The organism is Euzebya tangerina (assembly GCF_003074135.1).
GTDB lineage: Bacteria > Actinomycetota > Nitriliruptoria > Euzebyales > Euzebyaceae > Euzebya > Euzebya tangerina.
In genome coordinates, this window is record NZ_PPDK01000001.1 from 1459825 (window position 1) to 1481748 (window position 21924).

Below are 21924 nucleotides of genomic sequence, written 5' to 3' on the forward strand. Positions count from 1 at the left end.
GCCGCTGGGTACCGTGAGCGTCCATGAGCAGCCTTGTTCGTCGCCGACGCACCGACCGAGAGACCGAGGAAACTGCGCTCTCACCCCTCGCCACGAAGTCGATCGAGTCCGCCGGCCGCGCACTGCGTGAACCCGATGACCCGTACCGCACCTGCTTCGAGCGGGATCGGGATCGGATCGTCCACTCCAAGGCCTTCCGACGCCTCAAGCACAAGACCCAGGTTTTCATCAACCCGACCGGCGACCACACCGTCACCCGCTTGACCCACACCCTGCAGGTGGCCCAGGTGGCCCGCTCGATCGCCGCCGCCCTCAGCCTGAACGAGCCACTGGCCGAGGCCATTGCGCTTGGCCACGACGTCGGTCACACCCCGTTCGGCCACATCGGCGAGGAGGCGTTGGCCACCTTCTTCGAGGACGGCTGGGTCCACTCCGCCCAGTCCGTCCGGATCTTCGACGTCCTCGAGCCGCTCAACCTGTGTGAGGAGACGCGAGACGGGATCCTCCGCCATCCCTGGAAGGTCGACCCGGGCCCGCGGACGCCCGAGGCACAGACGGTCCGCTTCGCCGACCGGATCGCGTATCTGACCCACGACGTGCTCGACGCCGTCCGGGCGGACCTGCTGAAGCCTGCGGACCTGCCGGCAGTGGTGACCGACACCCTCGGCCAGCCGGGGAACGACTGGATCGGTCACTTCATCGAGGCCGTCATCGATTACTCCGTCACCGCCGGGGAGGTGGGTATGGACCCCGCGCTACTCCCGGTCATGCACGAACTGCGGGCGTTCATGTTCAAGCGCGTCTATCTCGGGCCAGAGCAGCACAGCCAGACGCAGGCCGCCAAGCGGGTCGTCCTGGAACTGGTCACCTACTTGCTCGAGCACCCCGAGGAGATCACCGACAGCTACGCCGACCCGGAGGCCGACACCTTGACCCGGGTCGCTGATTTCGTGGCCGGCATGACCGATCGGTACGCACTGATGCTGCACGACCGCTGGTTTCGGCCGAGGCTCTTCAGCCACCCCTAGCGAGCTCGGGATCCCTCCGCAGTCGCTGGGCGGGTTTATCGCTCTCCGCCACGAACGAGGTGAGGGATCGTCGCAGGCCATCGAGATCGCCTGCCGAGCCCGCATGCAACAGGTGCCCGTCGGGTCGGACGACGAGCAGGGCCGGGTCGGCGCCGACATCTGCCGCCACGCGACCGAGGCCCCCGAGGGCCAGGGTTGTGGTGGGAACGGCAAGGTCGTCCAGGACCGCACCGATCGGTCCGGCGGATGCGGCACCGGGCTCCTGGTCTCCGAGGACCAGCGCAACAAGCCCGGCCGGGCGGATCCGATCATGGGTCGAACCGCCACCCGCCACGGCATGGGGAAGTCGGTCGCCGGCCGCCAGTGGGGTGTCGGTCGCGCCGGTGGTCGTCCAGGCGTTGCGGTAGGTCTGGCCGATCTGGGAGAGCGCGTCGAACGCGGCGCGACGCCCGCGGTCCGTCAGATTCGCGAGCACCGTCACCAACGGCAGCACGACGATCCGGAGCGCACTCAAGAACGGGTTGGTGCTGGCTTGCAGGGTGAATGTGCTGTCAGAGATGGCGAGCACGGACTCGGCCACCGGACGGCGCTCGGCCTGGTAGGTGTCCAGGAGTCCGTCGCTGGCCTGCCCATTGACGACGGCAGCGAGCTTCCAGCCCAGGTTCGTCGCGTCCCCGATCCCGGTGTTCATGCCGAGCCCTCCGGCGGGGGAGTGGATGTGGGCGGCGTCGCCCGCCAGAAAGACGTCCCCGACGCGGTAGGCGTCCACCAATCGGTGGTGGGAGCGGTACACCGCAGCAGCCTCGACCGCCCTCAGCTCATGGCGGACGTGGAGTCCGGCCAGGATTCGGCGCATGTCGTCGGGCTCGAGGCCGGACACACCCGTGGGACCGGCGTCCGTGCCGTACCGGCGTTCGAGTGCCGGGGTGAAGTTGGCGACCACGCGCCACCGGCCGTCCTGACCCTCAGCCGCAGGAAGGGGCAGGAAGGCATGGGTCTGGCGGTGGCTGAGCATCATGTGCGCACGGTCGTGAGGGAGGTCGATGTCCATGACCAGGTCCGCTGAGACGAAGCTGCTCTTGTACGTCCCGCCCTCGAGTGCGAGATCGATGCGGTCTCGGACGGTGCTGGAGGCGCCGTCGGCCCCGACGACGTAGCGGGCCCTGATCGTGTGGTCGTGGGCATCATCCTCGCGGCGAACCTGTGCGGTCACACCGCCGTCCGCATCGGTGACCAGATCGGTGAGTCGGGTGTTCCAGCGTGGGCGCAGACCGAGCTCGGCCAGACGGTCGAGGAGCAGCCGTTGGGTCCGGTGCTGCTCCAGCATCAGTCCGAACGGGTAGGCGGTCCGACCGGAGCCCTCGTAGAGCACCTTGCCGATCTGCTTGCCGTACGGTCGGAGGTCGATCCGCTCGATCGTGATGCCGTCGGCGATCGCTCGGGCGGCGACGCCGAGCGTGGCCCACTGCTCCAGCGTTCGCGGATGGACCCAGACGGCACGGGACTGCTGGATGGGGCCGTCGGCCAGGTCGATCAGGACGACGTCCGCACCCGCCTCGGCAAGGGGGATGGCCGTGGACAGGCCCACCGGGCCCGCCCCGACGACCAGGACTTCGGTGGCCTCAACAGAGTTGCTGCTGTCGGTCATGTCCATGCTCCTTCTCGGCGAATGTATCTATACGATACTGTTCAGTATCGAATTTATCAACGAGCGGCGAGTAGCACCCTCGGGGCGTGCTCAGCGGAGGCCGTCGAGGAGCTGGTCCACGAGAGCCGCAGGATCGAGTTCGTCCGTCGCTCCGGAGAGGATGACGAACATCACCGGGCCGACCAGACCAGCGACCGCCAGATTCGGGTTGACGTCGGCCCGGACATCGCCATCGGTGATCGCGCGTGCGATCCGTTCAGCGATCATCTGCTGCCGTGGTCGCAGCACCGAGTTGAGGTAGGCCGTCCCGAGCGGGGTGCCGGCGCCGAGTTCTCCCGCCAGGTGCGGCAGGGCTGCGCCGATCGATGAGTCGCGGAGCATCGCACCCGCTGCGGTGACCATGGCGATCAGATCATCCCGCAGGTCGGCCATCCCAAGCGTCGGCAGCTCGGCGTACACCGCCTCGACAGCGGCCAGCACGAGGTCGTCCTTGCTCGCGTGCCGTCGGTACACCGTGGCTCGCGCGACCCCGGCTCGTTCCGCCACCGCATCGATGGTCAGCCCGGAGGGGCCGACCTCGGCGAGCACATCACGTGTGGCCTGCAGGATCGCGGCGTCGGCCGAGGTGTCGCGCGGACGGCCGGGCGGACGATGCGAGGTCTGGCTCACGCGGCGCCGGGTTGGTCGCCGGCTCCGTCGTCAGCTGATGCCCTCCGGGTCGTGTGGGTCTCCAGCCGCCTCGTCAGCTGGTGCAGCTCCTCGCGAAGCACGGCCAGCTCCCTGCCGGCCAGGCCCGTCGCGGCCTCGACCTCACGCTGAACCGCGCCGGCGCGGTCATACAGCGCGTCACCCTCGGCGGTGGTCGACACCTCCACGACCCGCTCGTCGGAGGTCAGACGACGGCGGGTCACCAGGCCCTTGCTCTCCAATCGCCTGACCAGCGGCGACACCGTGGCGGAGTCCAGGCCAAGCCGTTGGCAGACCGCGCCGAGCGGGATCGGTCCGTCCTCCCACAGCACCAGCAGCACCAGGTACTGCGTGTAGGTCAGGCCAAGTGCTGCCAGGCCGGGCCGGTATGCGGCGGACATCGCTCGTGATGCGGCGTACAGCGCGAAGCACAGCTGCTCGTCGACGACGAAGGCCGTCGGGGGAACCGTGGTCATCCACACAGCCTACGGGCTCGTGGACGGGGGCTCGTACCGGGCAGCGAGATGTGCTCATCCGGGAACGTGGGCGGTCGAACCCACAACCGCGTCGTGCAACGGCATCGCGGACCTGCTAATCCTCATGGAGCATGTCCAAGAGCCTCGTCATCGTCGAATCCCCGGCGAAAGCCACCAAGATCGGCAAGATCCTGGGGAACGACTACGTCGTGGAGTCAAGCGTCGGCCACATCCGCGACCTGCCCGCCAACGCCGCCGAGGTCCCGGCCGAGCACAAGGGCAAGCCGTGGGCCTCGATGGGTGTGGACACCGAACACGACTTCGAGCCGGTCTACGTCGTCAACGCCGGCAAGAAGAAGACGGTCGCCAACCTGCGCAAGCTGCTGAAGGACGCCGACGAGCTCGTCCTCGCGACGGACAAGGACCGGGAGGGCGAGGCCATCGCCTGGCACCTGCTGCAGGTCCTCAACCCGAAGGTCCCGGTCAAGCGGATGGTCTTCGGGGAGATCACCGACAAGGCCATCCAGGAGGCGATCGACAACACCATCGAGCTGGACGAGCGGCTGGTTGACGCCCAGGAGGCCCGCCGGATCCTGGACCGGCTGTACGGCTACGAGCTCTCCCCGGTGCTCTGGAAGAAGGTCAACCCTGGCCTGTCCGCCGGGCGGGTTCAGTCCGTGGCAACGCGCATCATCGTCGAGCGCGAGCGGGAGCGCATGGCCTTCGTCTCCGCGAACTACTGGGACCTCGACGCGCAGCTCTCCAAGGAGGGAACGCCGGCCTTCGAGTCCAAGATGTCGGCGCTCGAGGACCGCCGGCTGGCCAGCGGGAAGGACTTCGACCAGCGCGGCCAGCTGACTCGGGACGACGTCGAGCGGCTGGACCAGCCACGCGCCGAGGCCATCCAGTCCGGGCTGGCTGACGCCGACTTCACCGTCACGTCCGTCGAGACCAAGCCGTACCGGCGCAAGCCCCCGGCACCGTTCTCGACCTCGACGCTGCAGCAGGACGCCGGCCGCAAGCTGCGGTTCTCCACCCAGCGCACCATGCAGGTCGCACAGCGGCTGTACGAGAACGGCTACATCACCTACATGCGGACGGACTCGACGATGCTGTCCGACACCGCCATCGATGCGGCGCGGACCCAGATCTCGGAGATCTACGGGGCGGACTACCTCCCGGACAAGCCCCGGATCTACGCCAAGCAGTCCAAGAACGCGCAGGAAGCCCACGAGGCCGTCCGGCCGGCCGGTGAGACCTTCCGGACGCCGGACTCGTTGCGGAACGAGCTCGGCTCGGAGGAGCGCCGGCTCTACGAGCTCATCTGGATGCGGACCGTCGCCAGCCAGATGGAGGACGCCCGCGGCCAGAGCGTCTCGGTTCGCTTCGAAGCCGAGGTCGGGGAGGCCGGCGGGGCTGAGGCCGGCAAGGCAACGACGTGGAACGCCTCCGGTCGCACGATAACCTTCCCGGGCTTCTTCCGCGCCTACGTCGAGGGCTCGGACGACCCCGATGAGGCGCTGGCCAACCGCGAGTCCTTCCTGCCCGAGATGGCCGAGGGGGATGTGCTGAAGGCCGAGGAGTTGAACGCCGTCGGGCACGACACGACGCCGCCGGCCCGGTACAACGAGCCCAAGCTGGTCCAGAAGCTCGAGGAGCTCGGCGTCGGCCGTCCCTCGACCTACGCCTCGATCATCTCCACCATCATCGGCCGGGGCTACGTGTGGAAGAAGTCCGGCGCGCTGGTGCCCTCCTTCACCGCCTTCGCCGTGGTCGGGCTGCTCGAGAAGCACTTCGCCCACCTCGTCGACTACGAGTTCACCGCCAAGATGGAGGACGACCTCGACGAGATCGCGGCCGGCACCTTCGACCGGGTGCCCTGGCTGTCGAAGTTCTACTTCGGGGTGAGCGAGGGCGGCTCGGGGGACCCAGAATCCTCGGGCTCGGACCCTGGTCCCGACGGGCCGGACGATGGCCTCGACGCCGGCGTCGTCGTCAACCCGATGGGTCTGCGCACGATGGTGACCGACCGGTTGGACGAGATCGACGCCGCGGCGATCAACTCGATCCCGCTCGGCAAGGACTCCTCCGGCGAGACGATGGTGGCCCGGGTCGGCCGGTACGGGCCGTACCTGCAGCGCGGCGAGGACACTGCTTCGCTGCCGGACGACATCGCCCCGGACGAGCTGACCCTGCAGCGGGCGGAGGAGCTGCTGGAGGCACCGAACGACGACCGACTGCTCGGGACCGACCCGGAGACGGGCAAGCCCGTGATCGCCCGCAACGGACGGTTCGGCCCCTACGTCCAGCTGGGCGACCCGGCGGAGGGCAAGCCGGAGAAGACCGGCTCGCTGCTCTCGACCATGTCGCTGGACACCATCGAGTTGTCCGACGCGCTGCGCGTGCTCTCACTGCCACGGGATGTCGGACCGCACCCGGAGGACGGCGAGCCGATCCTCATCCAGAACGGCCGTTACGGGCCGTACCTGAAGTGGGGCAAGGAGACCCGGTCGCTCGGCGGGGAGTCCGAGCTCTTCACCACCGACCTGGATGGGGCGCTCAAGCTGCTCGCGCAGGACAAGAAGAGCGCTCGGCAGCGCTCGAACCCGGTGCTCAGGGAGCTGGGCGTCGACCCGATCAGCGAGGGCCAGATGTCGGTCCGCAACGGGCGGTTCGGGGCTTACGTGACCGATGGAGAGGTCAACGCCAGCCTCCGCAAGGGCGACACGCCGGAGAACATCTCCGACGAGCGCGCCTCGGAGCTCCTGCAGCTGCGGCGGGAGCGGATGGCCGCCAAGGGCACCACGCCCAAGAAGAAGGCCGCCAAGAAGAAGTCGACCCGCAAGAAGACGACGAAGAAGAAGACGACGAAGAAGAAGACGGCGAAGAAGAAGACGGCGAAGAAGAAGACGGCGAAGAAGGCCAGCAAGAAGACCTCCTAGCGGCGCACGACGGCTAGGGCGTGTTCGCGTCCAACTCGTGCAGGAACGGAGCAGCGGTTCCGTCGCTGGGCGCACGCCAGTCGCCACGGGGCGACAGCGCTCCGGCCGCCGAGACCTTCGGGCCGTTCGGCATCGCCGATCGCTTGAACTGGCTGAAGCCGTAGAACCGCCTGATGAAGACCCGCAGCCAGCGCAGGATCTCCTCCAGGTCGTAGTCGTCCTGCCACGCCTGCCAGGCCAGGAACGCCACCTTGGAGGGGGCCGCGCCACCCCGGATCAGGTGGTGCAGGAAGAAGTCGTGCAGCTCGTAGGGGCCGATGGTGTTCTGGGTCGATTGGATGCTGCCGTCAGCGTCCGGCGGGACCAGCTCGGGGGAGATCTCGGTGCCGAGGATGGCCTCGAGGACCTCGTCGGTGGCCCGGTCGAACTGGTCGGTGTCGACGCACCACCTGATCAGGTACTGGATCAGCGTCTTGGGCACCCCGCTGTTCACGCCGTAGTGGCTCATCTGGTCGCCCACGCCGTAGGTGCACCAGCCCAGCGCCAGCTCCGACAGATCGCCGGTGCCCACCACGATGCCGCTGCGCTGGTTGGCCAGGCGGAACAGGTAGTCGGTCCGGAGTCCTGCCTGCACGTTCTCGAAGGCCACGTCGTAGGTGGCCTCGCCGTCCGCCGCCGGGTGGCCCATGTCGCCCAGCATCCGGCGGGCTGCGGGCCGGATGTCGATCTCCTCGCCGTCCACGCCCATGACGTCCATGAGGCGCCAGGCGTTGCTGCGGGTCTCCTCCGACGTGGCGAACCCCGGCATCGTCACGCCCAGGATGTGTGACCGGTCCAGGCCCAGCCGGTCCGTGGCCTTGGCGGCCACGATCAGCGCATGGGTGGAGTCGATGCCTCCCGAGATCCCGATCACCGGTCGAGGCGGGTGGTCGGCGTTGATGCTGGTGAGCCGGCGGGTCAGGCCCTCGACCTGGATGTTGAAGGCCTCGTAGCAGTCCTCGCTGAGCCGCTCCGGATCGTCGGGCACGAACGGATGGCGCGGGACGGCTCGTCGCACCGCTCCAGTCCGAGGTCCGCTGATCCCGATCTCCACGGCCGACACGGGCTCTGGCGGATCGTCGGTGGGCGGGCCGAAGGTCAGCCGACGGAAGGTCGTGGTCGGCCGCCCCTCGGCGATGCCGGTGTCGGCGAACGTCGGGGTCCGGGTGCGCTCCGAGCGGACCCGCCCGAGGTCCACGTCAGCCAGCAGCAACTCCGGACCATCGTCGAAGCGGGCCGAGGACGCAACCTCCTCGCCGAGCTCGTGCACCAGCCCCTGCCCATCCCACGCGACGTCCGTGGTGCTCTCACCGGGCCCGGCGGCGGAGAAGACCATGGCGCTCATGGTCCGCAGCGAGTGCGCGGCGCACAGCAGTGCGCGGTCGCGGGCCTTGCCGATGGTGATGTTGGAGGCCGACAGGTTGCAGATCAGGGTGGCTCCGGCCAGCGCCGCCCGGGTGGTGGGTGGCAGGGGAGACCACATGTCCTCACAGATCTCGACAGCCACGACGAACTCGTCCATCTCCGCGTGACGGAACAGCAGGTCGGTGCCGAACGGGACGACGCCGAGGTCGCCGAGGTCCAGCTGCTGATCGACCAGGCCGGCCCCGGGCGTGAACCAGCGCTTCTCGTAGTACTCGCGGTAGTTGGGCAGGTAGCTCTTGGGCACCACACCGAGGATCCGGCCGTCGTGGACGGCGACGGCGGTGTTGAACAGCCGCCCCTCGTGGAGCAGCGTGGCTCCGACCAGCGAGAGGGGACGACGTCCCTGGCTCCCTGCCACCACGGTCCGCAAGCCCTCGGCGACGGCGTGCCGCATGGCGTCCTGGAGGTGGAGGTCGTCGATGGCGTACGAGCTCAGGTTGAGCTCGGGGAAGACGAGGACGTCGACGTCCTCGGCGTCGGCACGGTCGATCAGCTCGACCGTCCGGCTGGCGTTCCGAGTCACGTCGCCGACCGTTGCCACCGGCGTCGCGGCGGCGACCCGGGCCAGACCGTGTGTGGTCGGCCGGTGGAAGACGTCGGGCGGGATGCTCACGTGTGGCTCCGTGTCAGCGGGGGGTGCAGCGCGGTTGCGCCACCAGCACGGTAGACGGCCGTCGGACGCCCCGACCCGTTGGCGTTGGCCGGCCGGTGATCACCCGTGGGCACAACGAAGTCCTCGGTGGCCTGCAGGACCTTCCGTCGGAAGTTGGACGGGTGGACCTCGCGGCCCCAGACCGCCTCGTACACCCGCCGAAGGTCGGGGATCGTGAAGGTCTCCGGCAGCAGCGCCGTGGCCAGGGTCGTGTACTCGAGCTTCGACCGCGCCCGCTCCACGGCGTCCTCGACGATGCGGGCGTGGTCGAACGCCCAGGGCTCGTCCGGCACGCTGGTCACCGGCAGCCACTCACCCTCGGTCGGCTCGCCGGGGTCGACGGCAAGGCCGAGGTAGACCACCGAGACCGTCCGCATCCGGGGGTCGCGGTCGGGCTCGGAGTAGGTGGCCAGCTGCTCCAGGTGCAGGTCGTCGGGGTTCAGGCCGGTCTTGTCCAGCACGGCACGGGCAGCCGCCGCTCCAGCGACCTCGTCAGGCCCCAGAAAGGTGCCGGGGAGGGCGCGGGAGCCGACGAAGGGCGGACGGTCCCGCCGGATGGTGAGGAGGTGGAGTCGGCCGCCGCGCAGGATCAGCGCCGCCGCGTCCGCGGTGACGGCGAAGGCTGGGTGGTCGGGCGCGCTCATCCGGTCGGGACGGCCTCCGCGATGTGCACACCGGCCTCCCGTAGACGCGCCTCTGCCGCCTCGCTCAACTCGGGTGAGACGGCGGCGGTGAGGGGGCGGATGATGGTGGTGTCCAGGCCAGCGTCAGCGGCATCGGTGGCCGTGGAGGCGACACAGACGTCGAAGGCGATGCCGACGATGTGGACGGCGTCGATGTTCCGCGTCGCCAGCCACTTGCGCAGTCCCACACCGGCTTCGTCGTCCCACGGCGTATCGGCGGCCAGGGTCCCGTCGAACCCGCTGTAGCTGGCCTCGGTCTGTCCCTTGAGGAAGACGGCGGTCCGGCCGGGCAAGACCAGCGCCGGGTCGAACTGCGCACCCGGTGTCCCGGCCATGCAGTGCACCGGCCAGATGCCGGCATCGAGGTCGGGTGGGTCGTCCGTCGTGGCCGGGAAGTGGTCCTGGGTGTCGGGGGTGTGCCAGTCCTTGGTGGCCGCCACCGCGGCGTAGCGCTCACCGGCACGGGTGAGCAGGTCGGTGATGCCTGCGGCGGCGGCCTTGCCGCCCTCCACGGCCAGGCGGCCACCTTCGGTGAAGTCGACCTGGGTGTCGACGATGAGCAGGGCGGTGGTGGTCATGATGGGGCCTTCTGTCGTTGATGTGGCGCGATGGCTGGTGCGGTTGGGTCGGTCTGGTCGTGGCCGGCCTGGTCACCGTGGATGTCAGGGGCCGTGGACCCGGACCGCGGGCTCGCCGGAGTCGAGGGCTCGCGCGGCGCTCGGCAGATCGGCCATGACGGCGGCGTGGTGGGCGCGCGCCGCGGCGGCGTCACTGCGGTCGACCCGCGCGCCGTCCCACACGAGCCGCTGGAGCCCGCGCCAGCCTTCGGGGTCAATGCCATCGGTGGGCCTGCGGAGCCCTGACTCGTCGTCGGTGGGCAGCACGGTGATCTGCTCCTCCAGCCGGCCGTCTGGCCCGCGGCGTCGGCGTGCCGACTTGCGACCGCCGTCGGAGTGCTTGCCTGATGAGGACTTCTCCACGTCGTGGTGGACCCCGCCGTACGTGATCTGCACCAGCTTGTAGACGAAGCCGGGGTTGGGCAGGCCGCTGACCAACTTGGTGCCGACGCCATAGCTGTCGATGGGGCTGGTGGCCAGCTCCGCGATGCGGAACTCGTCCAGATCGCCGGAGACCACGATGCGGGTCGCGGTGGCGCCCAGCTCATCCAGTTGGCGCCGCGCTCGCTTCGCCTCCAGGGCGAGGTCGCCCGAGTCCAGCCGGATGGCACCCGGCCCGGCGGAGCCGGCCCGGCGGGCTGCTTCGACGGCACGCTCGATCCCGGTGGGGATGTCGTAGGTGTCGACCAGCAGGGTGGTGTCCACGCCGAGTGCGGCGATCTGGGCGTCGAACGCCGCGGCCTCGTGCTCGTGGGCCAGTGTCCAGGCGTGGGCGGCGGTGCCCATCGTCGGCACGTCGTACTGGTGACCGGCAGCCAGGTTGGACGTGGCGTCGAACCCGGCGATCCAGGCCGCTCGCGCTGCCGCGACGGCTCCGACCTCGTGGGTGCGACGGCTGCCCATCTCCGCCAATGACCGCTCGCGGGCCGCCACTCGGATCCGAGCGGCCTTCGTGGCCACCGCGGTGTCGTGGTTGATGATCGACAGCAGGAGCGTCTCGAGGATCATCGCCTCACCCAGCGGCGCCTCGACGGTCAACACCGGCGAGCCGGGGCTGTAGAGCTCACCCTCGGGGTAGGCGGTGATCCGACCGCTGAAGGTCCGGCCGTCGAGCCACTGGGCGGTGGAGTCGTCGATCACCTCGGTCTCCTGCAGCCAGTCGAGCTCCTCGGCGGTGAACCGGAAGTCCTCGATGGCGTCCAGGGCCCTTCCGAGACCGGCGAGGATCCCGAAGCGGTAGGGCTCCGGCAGTCGGCGGCAGAAGCACTCGAAGACCGCCGGCCGGTCTGCGATTCCCTCGGCTATGGCCGAGGTGAGCATGGTGAGCTCGTAGGCGTCGGTGTACAGAGCGGTCGATCCAGGTGGGGCGATGACCATGTCGGTTCCAATGACTCGAAATGAGAGACTCAGACCGAGTGTAACACGTCGTGCGATGGGATGAGCTGAGCGGTGCGGACGATCCTGGCTGACCGCCTGGTCGCCCGGTGCGGTTCACATGTCCCCGCCAGGGGGAGTACGAACGGATGACCGATCAGACCAGCACCGAGCGCGACGACCTCATCCGGACGGTCGCCCGGGCACAGCTCGGCTACGAGGAGCTTCGGGAGGGGCAGCTCGAGGCGACGCGCGAGGCGGTGGCCGGCCGCGATGTGCTGGCCGTGATGCCGACGGGGTCGGGGAAGTCCGCGATCTACCAACTGGCAGGGGCGCTCTCGGGGGGCCCGGTCCTGGTCGTCTCGCCCTTGATCGCCCTGCAGCGCGACCAGATGGAGGGATTGGGCGAGGCCTTCGGCGGGGCGGTCGCGCTGAACAGCAGCCTCTCGGACAGCGATTTCGAGCAGGCCCTCTCCGACCTAGCCGAGGGCCGGGCGACCTTCGCCTTCCTCGCTCCTGAGCAGCTGGTCAACGAGACCACCCGCACCCGCCTGAAGGACATGGACATCGCGCTACTGGCGGTCGACGAGGCGCACTGCATCGCGACCTGGGGGCACGACTTCCGACCGGCGTACCTCAAGCTCGGCGAGAGCCGGAAGGTCCTCGGTGACCCGCCGGTGCTCGCGCTGACCGCAACCGCGTCCGCGCCCATCCGCCGTGAGATCATCGCCGAGTTGCGCATGGATGACCCCGTCGTGGTGACCGCGGGCATCGTCCGGCCGAACATCAGCCTGCAGGTGCGAGACGTGGCGGAGGTCGATGACGCAGAGGCGGTCGCCATCGAACAGGTCGTGGACCTCGAGGGAACCGGCCTGCTGTACGTTTCCACACGAGCCCGCGCAGAGGCATTGGCCGAGCGCATCGCCACGCCATCTCGCCCCGCGATGGCCTACCACGCCGGTCTGTCGACGGCCCGCCGGGAGGAGGTCGAGCGGCGCTTCACCGAGGACGACCCGATCGTCGTCATCGCCACGACCGCCTTCGGGATGGGCATCGACGTGGCGCACGTCCGCTTCGTCATCCACGTCGAGGCGCCGGCCTCGCTGGACGACTACTACCAGGAGTTCGGACGAGCGGGTCGTGACGGTCGACCGGCGGTGGCGGTGCTCGTGCGCACGCTCGCCACGGCCAGTGGGCGGCGGCTGGAGGGCGGCAGCACCCAGCTCGAGCGGTCGCAGTTCGACCGAGTCGCCCGAGGACTGTCCTCGGTCGAGGAGACGATCGAGGTTTCGGCGGTCGCTGAGCAGTTCGAGCTCACCCACACCCGGGTTGCCGTGGTCCTCGAGCACCTCACGCGGGTGGAGGCGGTGGATACGATCGGCCTGGAGCAGCTGGCCTGGTCCGGAGCACTCGAGCCGGAGGAGGCGGTCGACGCGGCCTTCGCCGACCACGAGCGGGACACCGCGCTGGCGGACAGCCAGGTTCACATGATGGCGGCCTACCTGGACGCCGACTCCTGTCGCTGGCGGTACATCGGGTCCTACTTCGGCCAGCAGCTGGACGAGCCGTGTGGCAACTGCGACCGCTGCTGGGAGACGGCCGACGAGATCGGGGACGCCGACGGGCAGACCGCCACGAGGGAGGAGGCCGTCCACGGCTTCTCACCCGGTGACCAGGTGCAGCACACCAGCTTTGGATCCGGGTTGGTGGAGGGGGTGGAGGGCAACCGGCTGATGATCCTCTTCGACGATGCCGGCTACAAGACGTTGGCGGCGGATGTGCTGGCGGACTCCGAGGTCCCGACCCGGTCCTGAGCCCCCCGTGGTTGGCCTGGTCGCGCCTGCCGTGTGCGAGTATCCCCGCATGCCACGCCGCACCGTTCATGACCTGGTCGCCGAGGCCCGGGCCGAGATCGAGGAGTTGACCCCTGCACAGGTGCAGGCCGAACTCACGGCCGGCCGCGCGACCGTCGTCGACATCCGCGACTTCCGCGAGCGGATCGAGAAGGGCTCGATCCCGGGCGCGGTGAGCGCCCCTCGCGGCATGCTCGAGTTCTGGTTCGACCCCGAGAGCCCGTACCACAAGGACCGCTACACCCCGGACCAGCGCTACATCTTCTACTGCGGCAGCGGGTGGCGCTCGGCCCTGGCCACCAAGGTGATCGGCGAGATCGGCTACGACGACGTCGCCCACCTGGAGTCGGGCTTCTCGGGCTGGGTCGAGGCGGGCATGGTCGTCGAGGATGTGGCCTCGACGTCGCCGTGGGTCCGACGCGGCAGCTGACCATCAGTCGTCCGGCGTCAGAACGCCCTTGACCTTCCCCCAAGGGCAGACCGGACGATGGCTCCACAGGAGGTAGATGACGTTGTTGGTCACGATCGGTGAGTTCTCGCGGATGACGCGACTGTCGCTCAAGGCGCTGCGCCTGTACGACGAACGCGGGCTGTTGCAGCCCGCGTGGGTCGATCCAGCGACGGGGTACCGGCACTACGACCCGGTGCAAGCGAACCGGGCCGAAGCCGTCCGGATCCTGCGGTCGGTCGACATGCCGCTGGACGAGATCGCGTCGGTCCTCGAGGCCGACGATCCCGACCTGGTCCACAAGCACCTGCAGGTGCACCGGGAGCGACTGGTCACACGACTCGCCAACGACCGACGGATGCTCGAGTACCTCGAATCACTGATGAACAGGAGAGATGGAGTCATGCCCTACACCGTTGAAACCGAAGAGGTCTCGGTTCGCCTCGTCGCGGCGACGAGGATCCACACGAGCCTGCGCAACGTCGGCGAGGACATCGGCGCCGGTCTCGGTCGGCTGCTGCCTGCCATGGGGTCTGAGGGCGTGGAGTCCGCCGGTGCACCGCTGGTCGTATACCACGACATCATCGACGAGGCGAACGACGGAACCATCGAGGTGTGCATCCCGATCGGTCGAGCGCTCTCCGCGGATGCCGATGTCGACTGCCGAGAGCTCGAAGGGGGACCGGTGGCCACGACCACCCACCGCGGCCGGTATGCCGAGATCGCGCCGGCCTACCACACGCTGTCCGGCTGGATCGCCGAGCATGGTCACCAGGTCGTCGGGCCGCCGCGGGAGATCTACCTCAACGATCCGCAGCAGGTGCCCGAGGATGAGCTGTTGACCCGGGTTGAGTTCCCGATCCGGCCGGTCGGTGACGAGGCCATGTGAGCGCAGGGCACCGCTAGGGTTCGGGGGCGATGCACCCGGGCCAGCTGCGTGGATGGACACGCGTCACCGCGTTCGTCGTTGGCGTGCTCATCGGGGTGCTGGCGGGGGCGGCGTGGTTGAGCTTGCCTGCCGGCTCGTCGAACGAGGCCGCGGCCACCCCGCCAACCCTGGAGACGGCCGATCTGGCCGACGCCGGTCCCGCCGGCCAGCCTCGCCCGTCGGGGACCGCGGCGTCCGGCACCGTTCGTGCCTCGGGCGACCCCACAGTAGGGCTGGGCGGCACGCCGGATCAGCTCACCCGGCCGGCGGATCAGCCCTACCGGGCGTTCACGCTGGCCGCGACCGGGGACCTGCTGATCCACTCGCCGGTCCGCAACCGTGCGGCCGTGGCCGATGGGTTCGACTTCGGACCCCAGTTGGCTGCCGCCCGGGCTGACGTCTCGGCCGCGGACCTGGGTCTGTGCCACCTGGAGGTCCCGCTGGACCCTGATGGCCCCTACTCCTCCTACCCGATCTTCAACGCGCCGGCCGAGCTTGCCCGGGCGATCGCGGAGACCGGCTGGGACGTCTGCTCGACGGCGTCCAACCACTCCGCCGACAAGGGGATGGAGGGTGTGGTGGCCACCTTGGACGCGCTGGACGCCGCAGGGGTCGAGCACCGCGGGATGGCCCGGTCGTTCTTCGAGGCGCTGCAGATCCGCCTCACGGAGGTGAATGACGTCGACGTCGGGCTGCTCAGCGCGACGTACGGCCTGAACGGCCTGCCGGTGCCGGGCGGGAACGCGTGGTCGGTCCAGCTGATCGAGCCGGAGCGGCTGCTCGACCAAGCCCGCCGGCTGCGGCTGGGCGGGGCCGACGTGGTGGTCCTCAGCCTGCACTGGGGTGCGGAGTACCAACACACACCGACGGAGGAGCAGCGGGCCATCGCCACCCAGCTGCTGACCGACGGGGCGATCGACGCGATCATCGGCCACCACGCCCACGTGATTCAGCCCGTCGAGTGGATCGAGGGTCGGCCGGTGGTGTACGGGCTCGGCAACTTCCTGTCTGCCCAGCAGCAGGCCGTCAGGCGGGACGGCGCCATCGTGAACCTGGCCTTCCAGGAGGGGCCGGATGGCTGGGTGGTGGAGGAGGTGCATGCCCGCCCGACCTACGTGGACGGGACCTGGACGGTCAATCTGGCCGAGCCAGGCGGCGCGCTGGCCGACTCGGCGGAGCGGACCCTGGGCCACCTCGGCGTCCCGCTCTCGCCGCCGGTCCCCTAGCAGGGCGGGATCACGGCGTGTCCCCGGTCGGGGTTGGGTGGACTTCCCACCGGCAGAGCCGGGGAAGTCCACCCACCTGACCTGGGCCGGACAACGAACCAAGCAGTCGGGTCAGCCACGCAGCGTCCCCGCCCCTCATCCGGTCAGCCGTTACCCTTGAAGGGCTACCCCACAGCCGCGGTAGCGCACGCCAATGCCCAGTGATCCCGCCAGCTTCATCCGCCGGAAGGGCCCGAACGCGCCGGCCAGGGTCGCCTCCTCGGGGAGGTCGGCCTACTTCGAGTTGCTCCGGAACCGCAACTTCCGGTTCTGGTTCGCCTCCTCCTTCACCTCCTCCGTCGGCGACTGGATGGGCTTCGTCGCGCTGACGGCGCTCATGACCCAGCTGTTCGAGAACTCCTCCTCACAGCTGTTCGCCGTCGGCGGTCTGCTGATGATCCGGCTGCTGCCCTCGGCCATGTTCGGGCCGATCGCCGGTGTGATCGCCGACCGGTACGACCGCCGCAAGGTCCTGGTCTTCACCGACATGGCCCGCGCCGTCGTCTACTTCATGATCGTCTTCGCGGGCGACGTGCTAGCGATCTTCGCCCTGACCTTCATCGTCGAGTGCATCTCGCTGCTCTTCCTCGCCGCCAAGGACGCCTCCCTCCCCCAGGTGGTCCCGGACAAGGAGCACCTGACCGAGGCCAACCAGCTCAACCTGCTGTGCAGCTACGGAACCCTCCCGCTGGGCGCGGTCTCCACCTCGATCATGATCGCCGTCGCGGGGGTCGTCGGAGGGTTCGTGTCCTTCGAGGTCGACCCGCTGCGCCTGGCGCTGCTGCTGGACTCGATCTCCTTCGTCCTCTCCGGCCTGCTGCTGTTCCAGGTCACCCTGCCGGGGGAGGCGGAGCGACGGCAGCGGCGGGAGGACGCCGCCGAGGACGGCCCGGGCATCCTCGACGAACTCCGCGAGGGTCTTGACTTCATCCGCGGCTTCCCGCTCCTGCGCGCCCTCATCACGGGCATCGTCGGGGTCTTCTTCGGCGCCGGTGTCGTGATCGGCCTGGGACCCGTGTTCATGGTCAGCGACCTGGGTCAGCCGTCGGCCAACTGGTCCATCCTCCTCAGCGCCGTCGGCGGCGGGCTGGTCGTCGGCATCGCCGTGCTCATTCCGGTCTTCCGACGGTTCGTCCAGGAAGAGGTCTTCCCGATCATGCTGGCGTCGGTCGGCATCCTCGCGGTCGCCACGGCCCTGTCCGTCAACTTCACGATGGCGCTGGTCATCGGCAGCCTGCTGGGCGCTGCGGCCGGGGTCGCCGTCGTCCAGGGCTACACGCTGCTGCAGTCCTACACCGAGGATGCCACCCGCGCCCGCACCTTCTCGCTCTTCTACGTCCTCACGCGGATCAGCCTGTTCGCTGCGCTCGGCATCAGCCCGTTCGTCGCGGGGGCGATCGGCTCGATCGGGGTGGCCACCGGACTGGGTGTGGTCAGCGTCAGCGGAACCCGCCTGACGTTGGTGGTCGGCGGCCTGATCGGGCTGTACTTCGGGTTGCGGACCCGGACGGCGATCAAGCAGGCGATGACCCGCGAGGACTCGCCGCTGAAGATCGGCGGCGCCGTCATCGAGAGCGACCCGGCGCTGGCCGAGGGGCTGTTCATCAGCTTCGAAGGGGGCGAGGGCGCCGGCAAGTCAACCCAGATCCGCAAGCTGGCCGCTGCGCTGGAGGATGAGGGCCGCGACGTGGTGGTCACCCGCGAGCCCGGTGGTGCGCCGCTGGCCGAGCGGATCCGCGAGCTGGTCCTGGATCCACTCACCACGGACATGAACGATCGGACCGAGGCGCTGCTGATCGCCGCCGCCCGGGCCGACCACGTCGAGTCGACCATCCGCCCGGCGCTGGAGGAGGGGAAGGTTGTCCTGTGCGACCGCTTCATCGACTCCTCGCTGGCCTACCAGGGGCACGCGCGCGGCCTCGGCGTCGATGACGTGGGCGAGGTCAATCGCTGGGCCATCGACGGCGTGGCCCCCGACGTGGTGGTCCTGCTGCGGCTGGACCCCGAGGAGGGCATGGCCCGGGTCGAGCGCCGTGCTGCCGAGCGAGCCGCCGAGGAGGCCGAGGAGCGCGGCGGCAACGTCGTCCCCTTCCGCGAACAGGGCATCGACCGCCTGGAGCGGGCCGGCCGCGAGTTCCACCGCGAGGTGGCCAAGGGCTACCTGAAGCTGGCTCGGTCGGGTGGGGAGCGCTGGCTGGTCGTCGATGCCACGGCCGATGCTGACGTCGTCCACGCTCAGGTGCGCGCCGGGCTCCACCGCTGGCTGCCGCTGCCCGACGAGCCAGCCGTCGCGGTGGCCCCGGAGGACGAGCCCGATGTGACCGCCGAGGACGTGGCGGCCTCAGACGCCGACGCCGGCTGAGCCCGACGCAGGGGTTCGGGCTGCCCGCGGGCTGTCGGACCCGGCCGCTACCCTTGCGAGCCGATGGACATCTGGGACATCCCGGCGCAGGACCGAGCGGTGGAGGTGCTCCGCGGCGCTGCTCTGCGTGACGACATCGGGCACGCCTGGGCCTTCGTGGGTCCCCCCGATGTGGGGCAGCAGCAAGCAGCACGGGCGCTGGCGGCCCAGGCCAACGACGCGGTCGGCGATCCCACGCTGACGGGTCGGTTCATGCGAGCCGCCCACCCGGCCTACCGCGAGTTCACGCCCGTCGGAGTGTTCCACCGCAAGGAGGACGTCCACGGGCTGTGGCTCGAGGCCGCCAACTCCACCGTCAAGGAGGGCCGCGTCAAGGTCCTGCGGATCGTCGCGGCCGACCGCATGAACGACAACGCCGCGAACGCGTTCCTGAAGGCTCTGGAGGAACCGCCGCCGGGGACGGTCTGGATCTTGGACCTGACGGACCCGGAGGAGTTGCCCGACACCCTCCTCTCCCGCTGCCGGGTCGTCACCTTCTCCCCGTGGACTCGCGAGCAGTTGCACGAGCTGGCCACGTCCCTGGGCCTTGCCGGTGACGACGCGGAGCTGGTGGTACGTGCGGCGATGGGCTCACCCTCGACCGTGCGAAACCTGGCAGATCCGGACGTCCTGGCCGACTACCGGCTGCATCGGTCCTGGCTGGTCCGGGTGCGAGAGGACGGGCCTGGGTTCGCGCTGCGGGCATCCAAGGCCCTCAAGGACGAGATCGCCAGGCGGAAGAAGGCCGTGGAGGCACAGGGAGAGGCTGAGCTGGAGGCGCTCACCGAGCTCTACGGCGACACGCCACCGAAGCCGGTCATCAAGGACCTCGAGGAGCGATACAAGCGGCTCGGACGCGCGGAGCAGACCGAGACGGTGCAGCACGCACTCGACCACGTCGTCAGCTGGTGCCGGGATGCACTCGTCGTCGGAGGCGGCGGCCAGCCCACGGCGGTGCGCAACGTCGATGCCTGGCCGCAGCTGGTCGAGCAGGCCGAGACCGTCAGCGCCGGCGCGTTGATGGACATCTGCGACTCGGCGCTGCACACCCGCGAGTCGATCGAGGTCAACGTCTCGTGGAACCTGGCGATCGAGGCGTTCATCCTGGGAGCGCACGCGCGCTCGCTCCAGGCGTAGTCAGGCGAACCGCTCCAGCTGCGTCAGGGTCTCGAACCGGGCCAGGATGAGGTCGGCGAGAGGCGTCTCGGCATCCGCCGCCTGCCAGGCCTCGATGGCCAGGTCCAACGCCAGCAGCGCGCAGCCGGCCATCAGATCCGCCGCGGGCCGATCGGCCGTTGGCAGGACGCCACGGAGCCCCTCCGCCAGCGCGTGACGGTTCCGCAGGTCCTGCTCCACTGCGGCGCCGTGGACCTGCGGCGTGGCGTAGATGAACTGGATCCGCGCCAGCTGAAACGCCAGATCCTCGTCGTATCGCCCGGCCAAGGTCTCGACGAACACGTCTCGGATTGCCGAGAGCGGCGGCTGGCGCCCCAGTCGCCCTGCCAGCGCCTCATCGATCGCGATGTCGTGCTCGTCCCACAGCACGATCTGCTCCTTGGACCCGAAGTGCCGATAGACCGTCGAGGCTGCCGTCCCCACCTCGCTCGCGATCTGCTCGACGGTGACGGCATCGAAGCCGTCCGCACGGAACAGCGGCAGCGCGGCACGCTGCACATCGCGCATCGCGCGATGTCGATTGCGTTGGCGTAGGCCGACCATCGCTCCAAAGAGTAGCAAGAGGCAGAATAGGAGTGACTAGCAATTTGCGTTATACTCCGATATGCTCCGAGGCATGCCCACGATCGCCCAGTCTCTCCGCGCCTCCGTCCGGCCCCGCCCTGACGGCCGACAGCCGCTGGTGGATGCGCTCCGCGGCTTGGCCCTCCTCGGGATCCTGCTGGTCAACGTCGAGTACATCCTCCAGAGCGTCGACCTGGGGTGGGCCGGCTTCGACAGTCCCACCGACCAGATCGTGCGTGGCCTGATCGTGGCGCTCGGCCAGACCAAGATCTTCCCGATCTTCGCCCTGCTCTTCGGCTACGGCTTCACCATCCAGCAGTCCCGCACGGACGATGCGGTCCTCCGGCAGCGGTATCGCCGCCGCATGCTGGGTCTGGCCGGACTGGGAGTGGTCCACGGGATCGTGTTCTTCCCCGGCGACATCCTGCTGATCTACGGCCTCATCGGCTGGCTCGCCTTCGCCCTGCGCACCTGGTCCGCGGGCCGACTCGTCCGTTGCGCGGCGTGGGTCTACGGCGTCGCCGCGGGCCTCTGGCTGGTGGTGGGACTGGTCGACTTGGTCGCCTACACGCCGCTGCCCGCACCGACGCAGCAAGTACTGACAACCCTGGCAGCGGGCACCATCACCCAGGTGGTGGCGCAGCACGCCGCGGTGTGGGCCGAGACGCAACTGGTCCTCCTCCTCATCCAGGGCCCAGCCGTGTTCGCCTTCTACCTGATCGGCATGGCCGTCGGACGTGGTGACCTCTTCGCCGCCCCACACCGACACGTCGTCCTGTTCCGTCAGGTCATCCGGAGTCTGGGCTTGCCAGCTCTGGTCGTTTCGATCGTCGGCGCCACCGCCACCATCATCGGCGGGCGACTGGACGCGATCGGGTTCGCCCTGGGCTTCCTGGCTGCCCCTGCCATGGCCGGCACCTACCTGGCTCTGGCGGGCCTGATCTGGGTCCGTCGTGTCGGGCGGGTGCTCGACCTGGCCAGGACGGCCGGGCGCGCCTCCCTGTCGGTCTACCTCGCTGAGTCGGTCGTCGCGACCACCGTGAGCTACGGCTACGGGCTGGGCCGGTTCGGCGCGGGCCCGGCCGAGGGGGTTCTGTGGGCCATCGGCATCTGGCTGGTGCTGGCCGTCGCGACGCGGTGGTGGCTGGGCCGGTTCCGCAACGGGCCGCTCGAGTGGGCCCTCCGAACGCTCACCTACGCCACGCCGCAGCCGCTGCGTCGTCCCGGATGAGCCCGCGACGCGTCATACTGTCGCGGGTGGGATCATCGGTCGATCGGATGCTGCACGAGGCGCGGTCGCGCTTGGACCGCGTGACGGCCGTCGAGGCCGTGTCACGCCGCTCGGAGGGCGCCGTGCTGCTCGATGTGCGGACCGATGACCAGATCGCCCGAGATGGCGAGTTGCCCGGCGCGTACCGCATCACGCTGAACGTGCTGGAGTGGCGGGTCGCGACTGACTCGCCGCACCGGATTCCAACCCTCCCGGGCGATCTGGGCGCCGAGCTGATCGTGATCTGTGCCGAGGGGTACTCCTCGTCGCTGGCGGCCGCCCGACTGCAGGACCTGGGCTTCGACCGGGCCACCGACGTCATCGACGGCGTCGTGGGTTGGCAGATGGCCGGCCTCCCGCTGGAGCGGCCCGTCAGGGACCCTGCCGTCACGGCCAGCCGCCTCGTCGCCAGCCCCTGAAGCCGGGCGCCCGGGCACGAACTCCGTCG

General features: G+C 69.6%; 18 protein-coding genes. 10 read left to right on the top strand and 8 right to left on the bottom strand.

Annotated elements, in window-relative coordinates; translation table 11 throughout:
- Window positions 1-23 precede the first annotated feature (23 nt).
- A complete protein-coding gene (locus C1746_RS06715; protein WP_116713872.1) occupies window positions 24-1028 on the top strand; it encodes an HD domain-containing protein in 1005 nt (334 codons plus the stop codon).
- Here the strand turns inward: C1746_RS06715 and C1746_RS06720 are convergent.
- The 3 genes from C1746_RS06720 to C1746_RS06730 all read right to left on the bottom strand — a co-directional run bounded on the left by C1746_RS06720 (window position 1015) and on the right by C1746_RS06730 (window position 3839).
- Window positions 1015-2676 carry an FAD-dependent monooxygenase gene (locus C1746_RS06720; protein WP_162867465.1) on the bottom strand — a complete coding sequence of 554 codons (1662 nt, stop codon included), beginning with the start codon at window positions 2674-2676 and terminating at the stop codon, window positions 1015-1017. The two genes, C1746_RS06715 and C1746_RS06720, sit on opposite strands and share 14 nt — an antisense overlap.
- A gap of 90 nt (window positions 2677-2766) precedes the next feature.
- Window positions 2767-3345 carry a TetR/AcrR family transcriptional regulator gene (locus tag C1746_RS06725; RefSeq protein WP_116713874.1) on the bottom strand — a complete coding sequence of 193 codons (579 nt, stop codon included), beginning with the start codon at window positions 3343-3345 and terminating at the stop codon, window positions 2767-2769.
- Entirely contained in the window at window positions 3342-3839 is a 498-nt protein-coding gene (locus C1746_RS06730; protein WP_116713875.1) for a MarR family winged helix-turn-helix transcriptional regulator, read from the bottom strand. Before C1746_RS06730 ends, C1746_RS06725 begins: the two co-directional genes overlap by 4 nt.
- 131 nt (window positions 3840-3970) lie before the next feature.
- On the opposite strand from C1746_RS06730, the gene topA reads away from it, so the two are divergent.
- On the top strand, window positions 3971-6781 hold the full coding sequence (topA, locus tag C1746_RS06735; RefSeq protein WP_116713876.1) for a type I DNA topoisomerase: 2811 nt from the start codon (window positions 3971-3973) through the stop codon (window positions 6779-6781).
- 13 nt (window positions 6782-6794) lie between these two features.
- Here the strand turns inward: topA and C1746_RS06740 are convergent, their stop codons facing one another.
- From C1746_RS06740 to C1746_RS06755, 4 genes are all read right to left on the bottom strand, one after another.
- On the bottom strand, window positions 6795-8858 hold the full coding sequence (locus C1746_RS06740; protein ID WP_205711745.1) for an NAD(+) synthase: 2064 nt from the start codon (window positions 8856-8858) through the stop codon (window positions 6795-6797).
- Window positions 8855-9541, bottom strand: coding sequence for an NUDIX hydrolase (locus C1746_RS06745; RefSeq protein ID WP_116713877.1), 687 nt, complete (start codon window positions 9539-9541; stop codon window positions 8855-8857). Before C1746_RS06745 ends, C1746_RS06740 begins: the two co-directional genes overlap by 4 nt.
- The gene (locus tag C1746_RS06750) at window positions 9538-10158 is read right to left on the bottom strand and encodes an isochorismatase family protein (protein WP_116713878.1); all 621 of its coding nucleotides are present in this window, start codon (window positions 10156-10158) and stop codon (window positions 9538-9540) included. Before C1746_RS06750 ends, C1746_RS06745 begins: the two co-directional genes overlap by 4 nt.
- A gap of 84 nt (window positions 10159-10242) precedes the next feature.
- Complete coding sequence (locus C1746_RS06755; protein ID WP_116713879.1) at window positions 10243-11574, bottom strand: nicotinate phosphoribosyltransferase; 1332 nt, start codon at window positions 11572-11574, stop codon at window positions 10243-10245.
- Window positions 11575-11720: 146 nt separating this feature from the next.
- Here C1746_RS06755 and C1746_RS06760 point away from each other — a divergent pair, with 146 nt between their 5' ends.
- The 6 genes from C1746_RS06760 to C1746_RS06785 all read left to right on the top strand — a co-directional run bounded on the left by C1746_RS06760 (window position 11721) and on the right by C1746_RS06785 (window position 19603).
- Window positions 11721-13385, top strand: a complete 1665-nt coding sequence (locus C1746_RS06760) for a RecQ family ATP-dependent DNA helicase (RefSeq protein ID WP_116713880.1) — start codon at window positions 11721-11723, stop codon at window positions 13383-13385.
- 49 nt (window positions 13386-13434) lie between these two features.
- Window positions 13435-13854, top strand: coding sequence for a rhodanese-like domain-containing protein (locus tag C1746_RS06765; RefSeq protein ID WP_116713881.1), 420 nt, complete (start codon window positions 13435-13437; stop codon window positions 13852-13854).
- A gap of 76 nt (window positions 13855-13930) precedes the next feature.
- A complete protein-coding gene (locus C1746_RS06770; RefSeq protein WP_116713882.1) occupies window positions 13931-14761 on the top strand; it encodes a MerR family transcriptional regulator in 831 nt (276 codons plus the stop codon).
- 29 nt (window positions 14762-14790) lie between these two features.
- A complete protein-coding gene (locus tag C1746_RS06775; RefSeq protein ID WP_116713883.1) occupies window positions 14791-16026 on the top strand; it encodes a CapA family protein in 1236 nt (411 codons plus the stop codon).
- 193 nt (window positions 16027-16219) lie between these two features.
- Window positions 16220-18427 (top strand): dTMP kinase, encoded by a 2208-nt coding sequence (tmk, locus tag C1746_RS06780; RefSeq protein WP_116713884.1) that lies wholly within the window; start codon window positions 16220-16222, stop codon window positions 18425-18427.
- Between the two features lie 63 nt (window positions 18428-18490).
- Window positions 18491-19603: a hypothetical protein gene (locus C1746_RS06785; protein WP_116713885.1), complete on the top strand. Its 1113-nt coding sequence runs from the start codon at window positions 18491-18493 to the stop codon at window positions 19601-19603.
- Here C1746_RS06785 and C1746_RS06790 read toward each other — a convergent pair whose 3' ends face one another.
- Window positions 19604-20149 (bottom strand): TetR/AcrR family transcriptional regulator, encoded by a 546-nt coding sequence (locus C1746_RS06790; protein ID WP_205711746.1) that lies wholly within the window; start codon window positions 20147-20149, stop codon window positions 19604-19606.
- 109 nt (window positions 20150-20258) lie between these two features.
- Between C1746_RS06790 and C1746_RS06795 the strand changes: the two genes are divergently transcribed.
- A complete protein-coding gene (locus C1746_RS06795; RefSeq protein ID WP_162867466.1) occupies window positions 20259-21437 on the top strand; it encodes a DUF418 domain-containing protein in 1179 nt (392 codons plus the stop codon).
- Window positions 21438-21463: 26 nt separating this feature from the next.
- A complete protein-coding gene (locus C1746_RS06800; RefSeq protein WP_116713888.1) occupies window positions 21464-21895 on the top strand; it encodes a rhodanese-like domain-containing protein in 432 nt (143 codons plus the stop codon).
- Window positions 21896-21924 lie beyond the last annotated feature (29 nt).

Bases quoted from the DNA above. Each gene is read 5' to 3' on its own strand.
- C1746_RS06715 (WP_116713872.1), top strand. From the start codon at position 24: ATGAGCAGCCTTGTTCGTCGCCGACGCACCGACCGAGAGACCGAGGAA.
- C1746_RS06720 (WP_162867465.1), bottom strand. From the start codon at position 2,676: ATGACCGACAGCAGCAACTCTGTTGAGGCCACCGAAGTCCTGGTCGTC.
- C1746_RS06730 (WP_116713875.1), bottom strand. From the start codon at position 3,839: ATGACCACGGTTCCCCCGACGGCCTTCGTCGTCGACGAGCAGCTGTGC.
- topA (WP_116713876.1), top strand. From the start codon at position 3,971: ATGTCCAAGAGCCTCGTCATCGTCGAATCCCCGGCGAAAGCCACCAAG.
- C1746_RS06745 (WP_116713877.1), bottom strand. From the start codon at position 9,541: ATGAGCGCGCCCGACCACCCAGCCTTCGCCGTCACCGCGGACGCGGCG.
- C1746_RS06750 (WP_116713878.1), bottom strand. From the start codon at position 10,158: ATGACCACCACCGCCCTGCTCATCGTCGACACCCAGGTCGACTTCACC.
- C1746_RS06755 (WP_116713879.1), bottom strand. From the start codon at position 11,574: ATGGTCATCGCCCCACCTGGATCGACCGCTCTGTACACCGACGCCTAC.
- C1746_RS06760 (WP_116713880.1), top strand. From the start codon at position 11,721: ATGACCGATCAGACCAGCACCGAGCGCGACGACCTCATCCGGACGGTC.
- C1746_RS06765 (WP_116713881.1), top strand. From the start codon at position 13,435: ATGCCACGCCGCACCGTTCATGACCTGGTCGCCGAGGCCCGGGCCGAG.
- C1746_RS06770 (WP_116713882.1), top strand. From the start codon at position 13,931: ATGACGTTGTTGGTCACGATCGGTGAGTTCTCGCGGATGACGCGACTG.
- C1746_RS06775 (WP_116713883.1), top strand. From the start codon at position 14,791: ATGCACCCGGGCCAGCTGCGTGGATGGACACGCGTCACCGCGTTCGTC.
- tmk (WP_116713884.1), top strand. From the start codon at position 16,220: ATGCCCAGTGATCCCGCCAGCTTCATCCGCCGGAAGGGCCCGAACGCG.
- C1746_RS06785 (WP_116713885.1), top strand. From the start codon at position 18,491: ATGGACATCTGGGACATCCCGGCGCAGGACCGAGCGGTGGAGGTGCTC.
- C1746_RS06790 (WP_205711746.1), bottom strand. From the start codon at position 20,149: ATGCGCGATGTGCAGCGTGCCGCGCTGCCGCTGTTCCGTGCGGACGGC.
- C1746_RS06795 (WP_162867466.1), top strand. From the start codon at position 20,259: ATGCCCACGATCGCCCAGTCTCTCCGCGCCTCCGTCCGGCCCCGCCCT.